Origin of the sequence: Maribacter stanieri (genome assembly GCF_900112245.1) — a bacterium.
GTDB lineage: Bacteria > Bacteroidota > Bacteroidia > Flavobacteriales > Flavobacteriaceae > Maribacter > Maribacter stanieri.
In genome coordinates, this window is the sequence record NZ_FOYX01000001.1 from 1,975,735 (window position 1) to 1,992,208 (window position 16,474).

Sequence of the window (16,474 nt, forward strand, 5' to 3'; positions counted from 1 at the left end):
TTTTTTACACCATAGTACCAAACCAACCAATCTACACATGTATACAGCTATTACTTTCATTGCATTTACTGCTTTTGTTGCATTCTATTCATGGTATAAACTTAGAAAAGAAAAACTGGACTCTAAAGACGGTTATTTTCTTGGAGGAAGAAGTTTAACAGGCGTTGTCATTGCAGGCTCCATGTTGTTGACGAATATTTCTACAGAGCATTTAATTGGTATGAATGGGTCGTCTTACAAGAACGGATTTATTATAATTGCTTGGGAAGTAACTTCTGCATTGGCTTTAGTTGTAGCGGCAATATATTTTGTTCCAAAGTATTTGAAAATGGGTTTGACGACCATACCAGAATATTTGGAAAAAAGGTTTGATAGTACAACAAGAACGCTAGTTGCTTTGTTTTTAATGGTGTCTTTTATTGTAACATTATTACCAATTGTATTATATACTGGTGCCATAAACATTGAGAGTATTTTCAATATATCAGAGGTTCTAGAGGTATCCAAAGAAGAAGGACTTTGGATTACCGTAATTTGTATAGGTGTACTAGGTTCTATTTATGCCATTTTCGGCGGATTAAAAGCTGTTGCCATTTCAGATACAATAAATGGATATGGGTTGTTGATTGGTGGACTTGCAATTCCAATCATTGCTTTGGTTAGTATAGGAGATGGTAATTTGTTTGATGGTTTGTCTAAAGTATATAACCATAGTCCAGAAAAATTTAATGTAATAGGGGCAAAGGATTCTGTATTGCCGTTTGAAGTACTTTTTACGGGTTTGATTATTAATCAGTTGTATTTCTGGAGTATGAACCAAACTATTATTCAGCGTGCGTTAGGTGCCAAGAATTTGGTAGAAGCTCAAAAAGGTTTATTGTTTACCGGTGTTTTAAAGATTTTGGTACCGATTATAATTATTTTACCAGGCGTTATTGCGTTTTATTACTTCGGTGATTCTTTATATGAGAATCAAGATATGATTTACCCCGAGTTGGTTAAAAAGGTGCTACCAATTGGTTTTGTAGGTGTATTCGCAGCAATTATCATGGGTGCCGTTTTAAGTACTTTTAATAGTGTTTTAAATAGTGCGGCTACAATTTTTAGTATTGACGTATTTAAAAGACATTTTGGTAAGAACGCTAGCGATAAAAAGTTGGTTAGAATTGGTAAGATTACCTCTACTGTACTAGCAATATTTGCCATATTGGTAGCTCCTATGGTGGCAAATGCACCAGATGGTTTGTATCAATTGCTACAGCAATTAAACGGTATTTTCTTTATACCAATAGCTTCAATAATGTTGGCAGGGTTTTTTCTTAAGAAAATTTCTGCAATAGCTGCTAAAGTTGCGTTACTTGTTGGTTTAATGTTTTACATTCTAACAACATTTATTTTTAAGGTCGATATTCATTTCGTTCACATTTGGGGAATAGAATTTGTATTGAACGTAGTGGTAATGTTTTTGGTTTCTTACTTCTATCCAAACCATAAAGCTACCATTGAAGAGGGTGAAGATTATGTAGAAATGAAACAATGGAAATACACAAAGCCAATGGCCATTATGTTATGTGTGGTTACTGTTGTTATCTATGTAATTTTAGGGACTAATTAATGAGTGTAATTATTCTCGTATTAATAAGTTGAAAATCTGAATTTTAGTATTGCAATAGGATCATATTTAGGGAATGCTAAATTTGACTGTCTATTAATTATTTCCATTTTTTTGAAAGGGGAGAAAAGATGCTGTTGTATATCCTTTTTTTAAGATAATTAAATTTTGAAATCAAATCCCTCATCAGATTTACGCTTATATTTCTCTTCATTAAATCGATATAAAAATGAACCTTTTCTAGAACTCGTCATATCCTTTTCATCGAGTTTGTCTAAAATATCAAGAAGGTTTACTTTGTTAATGAAGTTTCGTTTATCTAATTTTTTATCTAATATAGATTCATATAAACTCTGGAGTTCGCGCATGGTAAATTTTTCCGGAAGTAATTCAAATCCGATCGGTTTTACAAGCGCTTTACGTCTTAGACGTAAAATAGCCTTTTCAATCATTTCATTATGATCAAAAATTAACTGTGGTACTTTGTTAATTTCAAACCATTTCGCAGAATCAATCTTAATCTTATCGAAGTTTTTCGCATTCAAATCAATCAATGCATAATAGGCAACAGAAATAGTTCTCTGCCCAGGATCTCTATCTATTCGGCTATAACTATATAGCTGTTCCATATAGATATCTTTAAGTCCGGTTAAGGCATTCAATACGCGTATTGCTACTTCGTCTAGATTTTCACTTTTCTTTAAAAATCCACCTATTAAAGACCACTTACCCATTTCTGGTTCAAAATTTCTTTTTACAAGAAGAACCTTCAATTCTTTTTCGTCGAACCCGAATATTATACAATCCACAGACAATAGAACCTGGTCTTCCTTTTGGTAGTACTGGAGTTTTGTGTTAGCATCTTCGTTTTGCGAGGCGGTACCTAATTTCATTATCTATAAATAAATTTTCTTCAAGTTTGATTGTCAATCGTTTGCTAAAATAACATTTATTAACAATTTAGTTGGTTAGTTTTTTGTCTTATCAGTAGTATTCTGTTCTTATCGTAAGTAAATAAGGTAAATGTTGTGGTAATGGTATTTTATGAATAATGAATTATGATTCTATTTCTAAAGCCTTTTAAACAAAGGGAATTTAACTATAGGATATTTTATGGCTCTAGCCTTGTTTTGATTTCAAAGAGAATCATTAATTAACGCTTCCAAAATAGAGTTAGGCTTACGGAAATTTTTGGAAGAAGGCGATTTTAAAGCCTTTACCGATACTTTTGAAAATCTGGGCGAGCTAAAGTAACTACCGGGTCTTGCCGTACAAAAATTAATGGCAGATGGATATGGATTTGGAGGAGAAGGCGATTGGAAAACTGCCGCTATGGTTAGGGTTTTAAAAGTTATGAATACAGGTTTAGAGGGTGGTGTTTCGTTTATGGAAGACTACACGTATCACTTCACGCCACAAGGATGATACGTTTTAGGTTCGAATATGTTAGAAATTTGTCCATCTATAGCAAATGAGCATAAACCTTCGTGTCAAGTACAATCCTTGGGATAGGAGGTAAAGAGGATCCTGCTAGATTAGTATTTAATACAGCAACTGGTAGTGCTATGAATGTCTCATTGGTAGATATGGGTAATAGATTTAGAATGGTAGTAAATAAAGTAGAGGCTGTAAAACCTGCCAAAGATTTACCTAATTTACCTGTTGCAAGAGTTTTGTGGGATGCCAAACCAAATTTGTAAATTGCGGCAACCGCGTGTATTTTAGCAGGTGGAGCACATCATACAGTGAATTGTCAAAATCTTAATGCAGAGTATATGGAAGACTTTGCGGACATAGCAGGTATAGAATTACTTGTTATTGATGAGCGAACTACTGTGCGAGATTTCAAAGATAGAATTAATGCTGATGAAGCATACTATCATATGTTTCAACATAGGGTTTAATTAATATCAAATTCACTAAGAACAAATAAACTATGGGGATTATTTCATTTATAGGGTTTACATTACTAGTAGCTATAATAGCGTATGTATCAACGCGTAAAACGGATGAAAAATCCTCTGATGGTTATTTCTTAGGTGGAAGAAGTTTAACAGGACCGATCATTGCTGGTTCGTTATTATTGACAAACCTTTCTACGGAACAAATTGTAGGAGTAAATGGTGTGTCTTTTAGAGACGGATTGCCAATTGTTGCGTATGAGGTTTTAGCTGCCGTTGCCATGGTGTTTACCGCTTTTGTTTTACTACCCAAATATTTAAAAAGTGGGATAGCCACAATACCTCAATTCTTAGAAAATAGATATAGTAAATCTACCAAAACTATTGTTTCATTATTGTTTCTATTAGGTTACGCAATATCAATGCTGCCAACGGTTTTATACTCTGGTGCATTAGCGATTAACACGATGTTTGATATTCCCGAGGCTTTAGGTGTAGGACCAGAACAAGCACTTTGGATAACGGTTTGGTCTATTGGTTTAATAGGTAGTGTCTATGCTATTTTTGGAGGTTTACGAGCGGTAGCGGTGTCAGATTCAATTAATGCTGTTGGTTTGATAATTGGTGGTACACTTATTCCTGTTTTTGGTTTAATGTATATTGGTGATGGTAATGTGTTTACTGGTTTAACTACTTTGACTACAGCCCTTCCCGAAAAATTTGATATTATTGGTGGTCCTGATTCCGATGTGCCTTTTTGGACCATATTTACAGGTATGATTATTGTAAATTTTTATTATTGGGGTACCAACCAAGCAATTATACAAAGAGCGCTTGGAGCTAAAAATTTAAAAGAAGGTCAAAAAGGTCTATTATTAGCTGCATTTCTAAAAATATTAGGACCAATTATAGTGGTATTGCCAGGTATTATTGCCTTTTATATTTTTAAAGGTAATTTGGCAAATGCAGATGAAGCCTACCCTATGTTGGTAAAAAAAATACTTCCTACAGCATTTGTCGGCTTTTTTGCAGCTGTTCTTTTCGGGGCTATTTTAAGTTCGTTCAATAGTGCCTTAAATAGTTCTGTAACACTATTTGGGTTAGATTTCTACAAACAATATATTGATAAGACCGCTTCTGATGTAAAGATTGTAAAAGCTGGAAAAATATTTGGAGCCTTTTTAGCTATATTCTCTATGGCTATAGCGCCACTTTTATATGGTGTGCAAGGGGGAATTTTCACATATTTACAAGAGTTGAACGGTACGCATAGTGTGCCAATTTTAGCCATTGTAATTGTTGGTATTTTCTCTAAACGTGTTACGGCTAGGGGAGCCAATATGGCAATTTTGTTTAGTGTAATAACGTACTTGGTCGCTTTATATGTGGTTAGACCAATTAGTATAGAGAATGGTACCTATTTCCCGCATTTTTTACATCTTATGGGAATAATATTTGCTTTGGCATTAATAATCATGTTTACGGTAAGTTACTTTAAACCAAGGGAAACTGATTATATTCAAGAATATACGAAACAAGTTGATATTCAAAACTGGAAGTACCTAAAACCTGTAGGATTTAGTATTTGTGGAATTGTATTATTAATTTACATCTACTTTGCTAATTAAATCTATGTCATTAGTAATCAATATACTTGGGTAATTGAGGTATTTATGGTTGCTGTAATTGTGCAAGCGATTACTAGTTTAGAATAGATTTATAAAAAGCAATTTGTAATGATAGTAGATACTATTGCAAATGCTTAGTATGTACTTTATAAAACAAACCAACACTTTATATCATGTATAGAATTTGCATTACTACAATTGTCACTCTAGTTCTTTTTGTAGCTCTTAGTTGCAAGAATACCTCTGCAAAACAGTCCATATCAGAGATGATTTCTATAGATTCATTATTGCAAAATCGTTACGAAAAACTGTTGGGGTATCCTGTAGACTCCTTATCTATCCCACGGAGTTATAATCCTATAACTAAAGAAATTAAAGTAGTCGAATCTAAAGATTGGACAAGTGGTTTCTATCCTGGTAATTTATGGCAATTATACAAGTTAACAGGTAAAGAAGCTTTTAAAAATAAGGCTGTTGAATGGACTGCATTTATAGAGAAAGAAAAATATAATGGAGGAACCCATGACATGGGTTTTAAAATCTATTCTAGTTTTGGAGAAGGTTTTGAAATTACTAAAAATGAACATTATAAAGATGTAATTGTTGAGAGTGCGAATACATTGATTACTAGATTTAAGGAAAACGTAGGTAGTCTTCGTTCATGGGATTTTAATGCTGATATCTGGGAGTTTCCTGTAATTATTGATAATATGATGAATCTTGAACTATTGTTTGAAGCTACAAGAATTTCAGGAGATAGTATTTACCATAATATTGCTGTTAAACATGCTAATACTACACTTAAGAATCATTTTAGAGAAGATAACAGTAGCTATCATGTGGTGGTTTATGATACTGTTTCGGGAGGAGTGAAAAGTAAAGTTACGCACCAAGGTTTTAATGATAATTCTGCATGGGCTAGGGGGCAAGCTTGGGGTATTTATGGTTTTACTATGTGTTATCGTTATACTCAGGATCCTAAGTATTTAGAGCAAGCGGAACAATCAGCTGCATTTTATTTACAGCATGCTAAGCTTCCTGAAGATGGAATCCCGTATTGGGATTTTGATGACCCTAAAATTCCCAATGCAGTAAAGGATGTTTCGGCTGCAAGTATAGTGGCATCTGCGTTGGTAGAGTTATTCATGTATACCAACAATGACGCTTATCTAGACTACTCAAATAAAGTTTTAAATTCTTTAAAAAGTGAAGAATATATAATACCAATAGACATAGAGGCTCCGTTTATTTTAAAGCACAGTACTGGTAATTGGCCTAAAAATGATGAAATGGATGGCCCTATAGTTTATGGTGATTTTTATTTTTTAGAATTAATGCTGAGGATAAAGGAGTAAAACCTAGGCAATCATTTTATTATTTAATGGAATAGATGAATTATTGACTGAAGTAAGATTTCTAGAAATCATTAACGCACTTAGCATAAATAATTATAAAAGAATATTAAGACTAAGCTTTAATTATTAGCTGTTTTTTTCTTTTTTAGAAAAAAAAATTAACGATCTTATGCATCTAATTGCTCATTTTAAAGCTCTTTATTAACAAATTAGAATACACATTTTTGTTATTTCTTGCAGATTAATTTAAACACACTTTCTAAAATTATTTTAATTTTTATATGAAATACTTAGTAGCCTTTTCCTTGCTTATACTATTTACAATATCTTCTTGCAATACCCATGAGTCAAAAACACTTTTTAGGCAGTTGCCATCACAAACAACAGGTATTACATTTAATAATACAATTGTTGAAACAGATAGTTTCAATATAATCTCAGAAGAATATATTTTTAACGGTGGTGGTATAGCTGTAGGGGATTTTGATAATAATGGCTTATCGGATCTATTCTTTACAGGTAATCAAGTTTCAAATAAACTTTATTTAAATTCCGGTAATTTTAAATTTACCGATGTGTCCGCTAGTGCAAATATAGAAGCGGAAAATAAATGGAATACCGCTGTAGCAGTTGTAGATATTAATGCTGATGGTTGGTTAGACATTTATGTGTGTTCTGCAATGCAAAGACCTTTAGACAAAAAAGCAAATCTACTTTTCATTAATAAAGGGCTAAACGATAAAGGTGAATTAAAATTTGAAGAGCGTGCTAAAGAATATGGTATTGCAGATACGGGTAATGCCATGGGGGCAACATTTTTTGATTATGATAAAGATGGGTATTTAGACCTATATATAGTAAATAATGAAGAAGCTTACAATCAGCCAAATACCTATAGAAAAAAAATTGAGGATGGAACAGCTATAAGCAACGATAGATTATATCATAACAATGGCGACGGTAGTTTTACAGACCAAACTTTAGCAGCTGGTATACGTTATGAAGGTTATGGATTAAGTGTTGCAATTTCTGATTTAAATTATGATGGATGGCCGGATATTTATGTGACGAATGATTATTTAACCAACGATTTATTATATATAAACAATCAAGACGGTACGTTTACGAATGATATAAAAAATCATATAAAGCATCAAAGTAAGTTTAGTATGGGTTCGGATATTTCGGATTTTAATAATGATGGGTATTTGGATATCGTAACATTAGATATGCTTGGCGAAACTAATGAGCGTATGAAGACCAATATCGCGGGTAATAATTATATGAATTACCTTTTTAACGAACGGTTTGGGTTTGAATATCAGTATAGCAGAAATATGTTGCAATTAAGTAATGGTCCTGAAATTCCTTTTAGTGAAATAGGAATGCTTGCAGGTATGTCGAAAACAGATTGGAGCTGGTCTCCTTTGTTTGCAGATATTGATAATGATGGTAATAGAGATTTACTAATAACAAATGGTTTTCCAAGAGATATAACTGATATGGATTTTGGGGAATTTAGATTAGAAATGTCGCAGTTTCTCAATGAGGCGAAAATGCTAGATTCCATTCCCATAGTTAAGGTTGCTAATTATGCATTTAAAAATAATGCAGATTTAACTTTTGATAACGTAAGTGAAGATTGGGGATTGAAAATTCCCTCATTTTCTAATGGTGCGGCTTTTGTGGATTTAGATAATGATGGTGATTTGGACTATGTTGTAAATAATATAAATGATGAAGCATTTGTTTTTGAAAACACAATTCAAAACTCGAATAGTATTCAGTTAAAACTAAAAGGGCCTAAAAATAATTCTTTAGGGGTAGGAGCAAAAATTAAAGTTTCACTTACCAATGGCGATTTTCAGTTTTACGAGCATCATTTAACACGTGGTTATATGTCTTCCGTAGATCCTAAAATTCATTTTGGTTTAGGTGCAAGCGCCAAAGTTAAGGCAATAACTGTATTATGGCCCGATGGTAATTTGCAGGAGATTGTAGACCTGAATGAAGATGCCCTATTTGAGATTGATTATGCAAATGCAAGTCAAGATGCAGCTTTAGGATTTCCGTTTATGAAAGAGAGTTCTAAAAAGGTATTCAATGAAATTGGTGATAGCCTTGGTATTAAATATGTGCATCAAGAATATGATATTATAGACTATAGTATTCAACGGACTTTACCTCATAAACTATCTCAAAATGGACCAAGTATAGTTACAGGAGATATTAATGGTGATGGACTTCAAGATTTCATCGTTGGCAGTTCATCTCGTTACTCACCTATGATTTTTGAACAACAAGGTAATGGCATTTTTACGAATAGACCTCTTTTTGAAGAGATTGCTGATAAAATGAGAGAAGAAGAGGATTTGGTGTTGTTTGATTTAGATAATGATGGAGATTTAGACTTGTATCTAGTTGGTGGCAGTTATGAGTTTTCTGGAGATTTGAGTAGATATAATGATCAATTATATATAAATGATGGAAATGGTAATTTTAACTTGTCGACTAATAAATCTCCGTTGGTTACCAGTAATGGTTCTGTAGCAGTAGCTGCCGATTTTAATAATGATGGATATCAAGATTTATTTGTTGGAGGAAGAACTCCTGCAGGTAAATTTCCACTTTCTGATAATAGTTATCTTTTGCAAAACCAAAAGGGAAATTTAGTTGATGTTACGCAAAGCCTACTTCCCGAAATTGAAAATTTAGGTATGATAACCGATGCAGTGTGGACCGATGTGGATAAAGATGGGTTACTAGATTTAATTGTTGTTGGAGAATTAACTGAAATAACCCTATTTAGGAATACAAACGACGGATTTGTAAAGCAGGAAATCCCTGATTTCAAAGGTTTGTATGGTTGGTGGGAGAGTATAGTGGTCGCTGATTTTGACAACGATGGAGATGATGACTTGGTAGTTGGTAATGTGGGTAGAAATAATTTCTTTCAGCCTACAAAAGAAAAGCCGGTACATTTAATAGCCAAAGACTTTGATGCAAATGGCAGTATTGACCCTGTTTTATTTACATATTTATTAAATAAAGAGGGAGATTATAAATCATACCCAGCAAACTTTTGGGGAGATTTATCAAAGCAAAGTCCGTTGTTTAGGTCAAAATTTAATTTTTATAAAGATTTTGCAAAAGTCAGTAGAGAAAATTTATTTACTGCTAAAGAAGTAGAAGGAGCCATAGAGTTAACTGGTAATTATGATAGAAGTGTTTATATTGAAAACCTAGGTGATTTCAAATTTAAAATCAATGAACTCCCTATCGAAGCTCAATTTGCACCAATAAATGATATGTTAACCGGAGACTTTGATTCTGATGGTTTTAAAGATATTTTAATGGTAGGCAATGATTATGGAAATGAAATCTTTATTGGTCGTTTAGACGCTTTAAATGGACTGTTCTTAAAAGGTGATGGAAAAGGTAATTTTAAGATTGTTTCTGCCGAGATGAGCGGGTTTTTAGCTAGTGGTGATGCCAAAAATATTACTACAATAAAAACATCTAATAACGAAGATATTATCTTGGTGACTCAAAATAAAGGTAGGCTCTTGATTTTTAAATGAACCTTTGTAAAGGGTCTATAATTCTTCTGAATTAGAATTAAATTTTATATTAAGTATAATGTGCAGTAAAGCATGTTAATATGAATATTAAAACTTTATGTTGCCCCAAGATGTAAACGTTCCATATTGTACAAAATAATACAAGTAGCATAAATGTATTATTGAAATTAACGCTTAGGCAAAAGTAATTTTAATAACAACGATAAATATTGAGTATAAAAAAACCCCATAATATATGGGGTTTTCTTGTGACCTCGACAGGATTCAAACCTATTGTTTAAAATGCCTGAATACAGAGGGTTCTGCAAAATTTTATTTTTACTGTTGTCGATTTGTTATCGACAATCATTATTAAAAAGTTAAATGACTAATGTCTTACATTCAATATAAAGAATCTAAAATAGAAATTTGTAGTTCTTGATTGTATTAATCTTCATTTTTAATTCTCACTTACATTTTATGATTCCTAAGTTTCTAACATCCCATCTAAAAAATGAGTTGAAGTAGAGATTGTCATGAATTAATTAATTCCATACCTAATTCATGTTTGCTAATATTGCCTTGAGACCAATTGTGTAAATTTTCAAATGTTATGTCGGCAATATTTTTTAAAGCTTCTTTGGTAATGAAAGCTTGGTGGGGTGTTAGCAACACATTGGGGTAGGTTAACAATTTCCATAAACGTTTATCCTTAATTCCATTTTTAGAATGGTCATTAAAGAAAACACCTTGTTCTTTTTCATAAACATCAGTTGCATATCCTGCGATAAGTTTTGCTTCTAAAGCTTCTATTAATGCATTGGTGTCCACAAGTTCTCCTCTGGCGGTATTTACTAGTATTACATCATTCTTCATTTGTGCAAGTCTTTCCTTATTAATGAAATGATAATTTTCATAATTCATTGGTATGTGAAGACTAATAATATCAGAATCATTACATAGAACATCTAAATGGGTATATGTTACATTACAAAGCTCTATAAGGTCGTGGTCAGGGACAAGGTCGTATGCAAGAATTTTGCATCCAAAACCGTTCATAATTTTTGCCATAATACTGCCAATTCTTCCAGTACCAATGATACCCACAGTTTTACCATGTAAATTATATCCCATTAAAGCATTTTGAGAGAAATTATAATTATGGACCTGATTATCTGCCAAAACTATTTTTCTATTTAGTGCCAATAAAATGGCGGTAGCATGTTCGGCAATAGCATGGGGAGAATAGTCTGCGGCATTGGCAACATGAAATCCGAATCGCTTTGCAGTTTTTAGATTGAGGTTATTGTGTCCACTTGAGCGTAAAGTAATATAGCGTACACCAATACTCCATAATTTTTCAAGTACTATGGCTGATGCATCGTCTCCTGAAAAAATGGAAATTGCTTTATAGCCAATGGCATTTAATGCTGTTTGACTGTTTAATGCATTTTGAGTATAGGTAACTTCAAAACGATTGTTATTAGCTTTTTTTAGAAAAGGAATTTCAAATTCTTTTGCACTATATACCAGTAGTTTCATATTTCTTTTAAATTTAATTATGAGCTGATTTCTTCTTGATAGTAGAAATAGTTTGTATTAAAGACCTCATTTATAAATTGATTGTTTAATGAAGTACTAGTATTTTCAAAACTACACTTCATTTAAAAAAGTTTGAGCTATTCATTGTTGTTTGACGGTTTTGTTGTTTTCATTATCGATGTTAATTTTGCCAAACCTCTTTCTTTTACTGTTCTATAATCCAACAGATATTTGTTCATACTCTTAAATAATTCTTTATGGGTTTTCTTATAGCCATGTTCCATTTCTAACTGATTTACGCCGTCAACCAGAATTTTTAATTGGTTCATATGTTTTTTTACCTGTGAGATTTTGCTATGCAACATAATCTCGTTTTCATTAATTGAATTTTTAAAATCTTCTAATTGAGCTAGTTGATTTTTACTGATTCTTTTTGTTGAAAAAGATTGAATTAGGTTGAGCAGAAACTGTTGCTCATCTTTAATGAATAAAAGTTCGGACAACCATTTTTTAGAGTGTTCGTTTAGTTCATCTGCACTATACCATTCTGTATAATTATATTTTATTTTCTCGGATTTCATCCTAAATCTTTTATTAATATAATATCTAAGTTATGATAACCAATATTTGATGTAAATGATTTAAATCAGGTAACAGACGTATTTTGTTTCTACTTTTTTTAGGTGATAAGAATGGTACCTGTATAATTGAAAATTTCAGATTTCAGTGTTTGAAAATTTTTGTAACAATTGCTTATATCCGTGTTAAGTTGGTTATGAACTTGATAGTATTGTTGATTATTTTTATTTTCGGAAACATCTAATATTTTACCTAAAGAATTCTCATGAACAGATATAGAATTGCGAATAGTTTTTAGATTATATTTCAGTTCTTCTATTTTTGTTTTATAATCTTCTAAACGCTCAAAAAGATTTGGAGTATTAGATTTAAAAGCAGAACTGTTAAGCAAACGTTCTAAAAAAAGAATTTCATCATCTATTACCTGAAATTGAGTTTTCCACTGCTGAATTTTCCAATGCAGCTCTTTTAATTTTTCGTTTTGCTTTGATGTAATTTGTTGTTTTGCCATTGCATACCTTTGTGTTTTTACAAACTACAACCCAATAAATTCCCGTACAATGATATAAATCAGATGCAGTACAATAATAGTATAATGACCTAGTTATTTAAATGAATTCTATTGTTTCATGGAACAAAGTTGATTGACATCATCTAATATTCTTTCTTTTCTTGAAGTGGAAATACCAAGGTGGTCTAAAAAGAATTTGTCTTTCCAAAGCTGTCTGTATAAAACTATATCCCTACTTAGTAAAAACTGCTTTTCTCTATTAGTTAATAATGTCGAAGCGGTTATGGGATATAAACCCAATTTGTCTATTCTATCTTTCAGACCATTTTTATGCGGATAATCCCAACTTAATAAATATAGTTCTGCACATTTTCCATATTTAATGGCATGTTCGGTAAAACGTGTGTTAGTTACAACCCACCCTTTATTTAACTTGTTATTTTTAGATTGTTTTTTATTCCATAACGTATGAACGTCTTTAAACCTTGAGTGTATATACAGTGGTGTTTCTACAGTACAATTTAAACCTTCTTCGCCATGAAACTTACATTCAATAATTGTTGTTTCTCCGTTTTTTTCTGCAACCACATCTAGTTCATGTGTTACGCAAACACCCTCCATAATTACGTTGCATTTAGTAGAATAATCAGAATATCTTAATAATGAACTAATAAAACGCCCAAAAGGAAAACCGGTTAGACCAAGTTCATATATGGCCTTTTTTAATTTGTATCTAGATGCAAATACCGATTTTTTATTTTTTAATAATGCAAATGCCCTATTGTAGATTTCATTAGTAGTTATACCATCATAAATTTCTCCACCAACCTTACCTACAATTTCTTCAATCATTACATAATCCGCACCACTATGTTTTAAGGAATTTCGGAGTTTGTCTAAAGAGAATTTCACTTGTATTCCTGAAGATTTTATGATGTCAATTTCTACTTTATTTTCCATTTTTTTAATTTAATCTACTTCTTAAGTAAAAAGCACTCACCGCCTAAGCCTTAGTATAGTTTGGTTCATGCTATCTTTCTTTTTCTGATATGTAGGTTTTTAGCATGATATGCATTATTAGGAGTTTTATTTTTATTCCTATTGAATTTCTAAATAGTTTTAGTGCAATGCCAAAATAGGTATGGTAGCCTTATATCCAATTTCTTTGACTAATGGCTTAGAAAATATATTATTAAAGAAAATGTGTTTTTTATTTATAAAGGCGATCATATCGCTATTTCTACTTTCTACAAATGTTGTAATACCATCTGCTACATTTTTTTTGGATAGCGTATGAAAACTATAATTTACTTCACTTAAAATTGCTTCAAGTAATTTTTGATTATTTACCTGTTTTTCATTTAAATCAGAATTTTTATCGATATATAAAATTCTAATGTTTACGTTGTGTATTTTAGAGATTTCAATTAAGTATTTTAATTCTTTGCGTTTGAATGCTGTCGTATAATCTGTTGGAAATACGATTTCTTTTAGTGAGGAAAAACGAATAGTTTCAGGAATAGCCAAAACGGGGCATTCCCTTATTTTTTCCATAGTTTGTACAGTATTGGTTCCAAAAATGACACCGGTGGTACCAGTAGTACCTTGGGTACCCATAACCACCAAATCAATATCTTTTTCTGCAATTGTTTGCCTTATGGCTTCTGATAAAAAGTTATAAGTAGAAATAGTGTGATACGTATGTTTAGAATTGTCATGGTGTAATTCTAAAATATCTAACAGTTTAATAAATTCTTCTTCTGAATTTTTCTTTGCAGCTTCATATTCACCACTACCAGGTTCAGGAATAAATAGACTATCGGTGTTGTAACTATATAACCTGAAAACGTTTAAAAAGTAAAATTCACATTTAATTTCTTTATAAAGATTAAGCGCATACCTAATTGCATTTAGCGCATTTTTAGAAAAATCGGTAGGTATTAAAATTCTCTTGTCCATTGCTTATTTTTTAAGGATTTTTTATAAATATTTTTTTATAAATGGTTTTATTATGATTCTAATCAGTCTTGCGATGGTAGAATTAAAAAAGGAGTTTTAGCATACATACTAACATCTTTTATAACTGGTTCATGAGTTAGTTTTTCGAAAATATTATGAGAGCGGTTAACCATTGCGTATAGGTCTATGTTTAATTTTTCTATAAATTCATGAATAACTTTTGCCTTATCGTCAAATAATTGCCTCCAATAAAAAGTATGGTCAATATCTTTCAAACAGATATCTAATAATTTTCTGTTAGACTCTTGTTGAGTATTTAAAATTTCTTCTTCTGTAATATGCAATACCCTAATCTGTGCACTTGTAATTGAGGCTATAGATAACAATGGTTCTATCGTATTTTTTGTACAACCTTTTTTGAAATCTGTAATGAAAGCAATTTCATTCGGTTCTTTGTATTCCATTTCCCCTGGAATGGCAAGTATGGGGCATTTATTAATTTTGTTGGCAACCTGAATAGTATTGCTGCCAAAGAAAACATCAGCAGATTCATTAAGACCCTTATTGCCCATTACAATCAGATCAATATGGTTTGTATCAAGGGTTTTTAAAATGATTTTTGTTAAAATTCCTTTTTTTGATAGGGTATGAAACTGATGTTGCGGGTTTTCATTGTCCAAAACAATTTTATGCATTGTGCTGGTTAAATTCTCTTCAGATGCTATTTGTAATTTTTTTAAAAGCTTTTTGCCAACCAGTAATTTTGTTTTTTTTCGTTGTAAAGGTGTCATTTCGTTAAACACATTTAGTAGATAGAAAGTACATGGCTCTGAAGCCAATAGTTTGGTAGCATAGAAAAGTGCACAATATGAGTTGTTTGAAAAATCTGTGGCAACCAGTATATTCTTCATAATTTTAATTTTGTGGGAGTACCATAAAGGGAACATTAATATGTAATCCTATTTTTTTTATTATCGGTTCAATAAATAATCGCTCTAAAAATGTGTGTTTATTCTTGACCATTACAAGCAGGTTTATTTTATACTTAATCTGAAATTCATTAATTGCCTCTATAATACCATTGTCTGGTAATTCATGTGACAATGCATATTTTCCTAATATTTTTTCAAGCACTACTTTGTTCTTTTGCTGAATTTCAGTGAGGTCATAGCCTGTTCGTACATGCATTACATTTATTCTTGATTTGTGTTGGGTGGCTATTGCCAACAAACTTTTCATATTTTCTTTTTTATATTCAATTTCATAATCAGTAGGAAACAATATTTCTAAAGGAGCTTCATATTCAAAATTTGGCGGAACGGCAATTACGGGGCAATTTGCTTTTCTTATTACGTGAACCGTATGTGTGCCAAATAAAATATCATTGGCACCGGTAACGCCTTTTGTTCCCATTATTATAACATCAATATTTTCTGCGGTCACAGTTTCTAAAACTTCACTTATTAGTGTGTTAAAAGCAGAATGAACAATAAAAGTATGGTTAGGGTTTTGATATTGATGTTCTAGTAAATCTTTTAATTTCTCTAATTGTGTCATGCTATTTTCTTGAAAAACATCACCTAAACCAATTTGACCCGGACTGCCAATAATGTATTCTGTTTGATAAATAGGGGGAGTGTAGGTATGGAGTAAATAGAAGGTTGCTTTTATATTCTTATAGATATTTAACGCGTAACGAATTGCTTCAATTGAATTTTGGGAAAAATCAGTTGGTAAAAGAATTCGTGACATGTCTATACAATTTATGATTAGACATAAAATTAGAGTAGAGGTATTTCTTTGACCATGATCTTGGTCAGTTCAATT

General features: G+C 31.7%; 12 protein-coding genes and 1 pseudogene. 5 read left to right on the forward strand and 8 right to left on the reverse strand.

Annotated features, from left to right (window positions below; translation table 11 throughout):
- The first annotated feature begins 37 nt into the window (after window positions 1-37).
- Window positions 38-1,615: a solute:sodium symporter family transporter gene (locus tag BM296_RS08515; protein WP_091902650.1), complete on the forward strand. Its 1,578-nt coding sequence runs from the start codon at window positions 38-40 to the stop codon at window positions 1,613-1,615.
- Window positions 1,616-1,773: 158 nt separating this feature from the next.
- Here BM296_RS08515 and BM296_RS08520 read toward each other — a convergent pair whose 3' ends face one another.
- Complete coding sequence (locus BM296_RS08520; protein WP_091902651.1) at window positions 1,774-2,505, reverse strand: NUDIX hydrolase; 732 nt, start codon at window positions 2,503-2,505, stop codon at window positions 1,774-1,776.
- Between the two features lie 244 nt (window positions 2,506-2,749).
- On the opposite strand from BM296_RS08520, the pseudogene BM296_RS08525 reads away from it, so the two are divergent.
- The 4 genes and pseudogenes from BM296_RS08525 to BM296_RS08540 all read left to right on the forward strand — a co-directional run.
- Window positions 2,750-3,516 (forward strand): annotated as a pseudogene (locus tag BM296_RS08525) (L-arabinose isomerase family protein); the annotation flags it as partial.
- A gap of 32 nt (window positions 3,517-3,548) precedes the next feature.
- A complete protein-coding gene (locus tag BM296_RS08530) occupies window positions 3,549-5,141 on the forward strand; it encodes a solute:sodium symporter family transporter (RefSeq protein ID WP_091902652.1) in 1,593 nt (530 codons plus the stop codon).
- A 173-nt stretch (window positions 5,142-5,314) separates the two neighbouring features.
- A complete protein-coding gene (locus BM296_RS08535; RefSeq protein WP_091902653.1) occupies window positions 5,315-6,496 on the forward strand; it encodes a glycoside hydrolase family 88 protein in 1,182 nt (393 codons plus the stop codon).
- Window positions 6,497-6,777: 281 nt separating this feature from the next.
- Window positions 6,778-10,077 (forward strand): VCBS repeat-containing protein, encoded by a 3,300-nt coding sequence (locus BM296_RS08540; protein ID WP_091902654.1) that lies wholly within the window; start codon window positions 6,778-6,780, stop codon window positions 10,075-10,077.
- Window positions 10,078-10,590: 513 nt separating this feature from the next.
- Here BM296_RS08540 and BM296_RS08545 read toward each other — a convergent pair.
- From BM296_RS08545 to BM296_RS08575, 7 genes are all read right to left on the reverse strand, one after another.
- The gene (locus tag BM296_RS08545; protein ID WP_091902655.1) at window positions 10,591-11,598 is read right to left on the reverse strand and encodes a 2-hydroxyacid dehydrogenase; all 1,008 of its coding nucleotides are present in this window, start codon (window positions 11,596-11,598) and stop codon (window positions 10,591-10,593) included.
- Window positions 11,599-11,735: 137 nt separating this feature from the next.
- Window positions 11,736-12,179 (reverse strand): hypothetical protein, encoded by a 444-nt coding sequence (locus tag BM296_RS08550; RefSeq protein WP_073243067.1) that lies wholly within the window; start codon window positions 12,177-12,179, stop codon window positions 11,736-11,738.
- 98 nt (window positions 12,180-12,277) lie between these two features.
- Window positions 12,278-12,688 carry a hypothetical protein gene (locus tag BM296_RS08555; RefSeq protein WP_091902656.1) on the reverse strand — a complete coding sequence of 137 codons (411 nt, stop codon included), beginning with the start codon at window positions 12,686-12,688 and terminating at the stop codon, window positions 12,278-12,280.
- 108 nt (window positions 12,689-12,796) lie between these two features.
- Window positions 12,797-13,648: an ATPase gene (locus BM296_RS08560; protein WP_091902657.1), complete on the reverse strand. Its 852-nt coding sequence runs from the start codon at window positions 13,646-13,648 to the stop codon at window positions 12,797-12,799.
- 159 nt (window positions 13,649-13,807) lie between these two features.
- Window positions 13,808-14,647, reverse strand: a complete 840-nt coding sequence (locus BM296_RS08565; RefSeq protein ID WP_091902658.1) for a universal stress protein — start codon at window positions 14,645-14,647, stop codon at window positions 13,808-13,810.
- 62 nt (window positions 14,648-14,709) lie between these two features.
- Window positions 14,710-15,558: a universal stress protein gene (locus BM296_RS08570; RefSeq protein WP_177214932.1), complete on the reverse strand. Its 849-nt coding sequence runs from the start codon at window positions 15,556-15,558 to the stop codon at window positions 14,710-14,712.
- A 4-nt stretch (window positions 15,559-15,562) separates the two neighbouring features.
- Window positions 15,563-16,399, reverse strand: coding sequence for a universal stress protein (locus tag BM296_RS08575; protein ID WP_073243075.1), 837 nt, complete (start codon window positions 16,397-16,399; stop codon window positions 15,563-15,565).
- Window positions 16,400-16,474 lie beyond the last annotated feature (75 nt).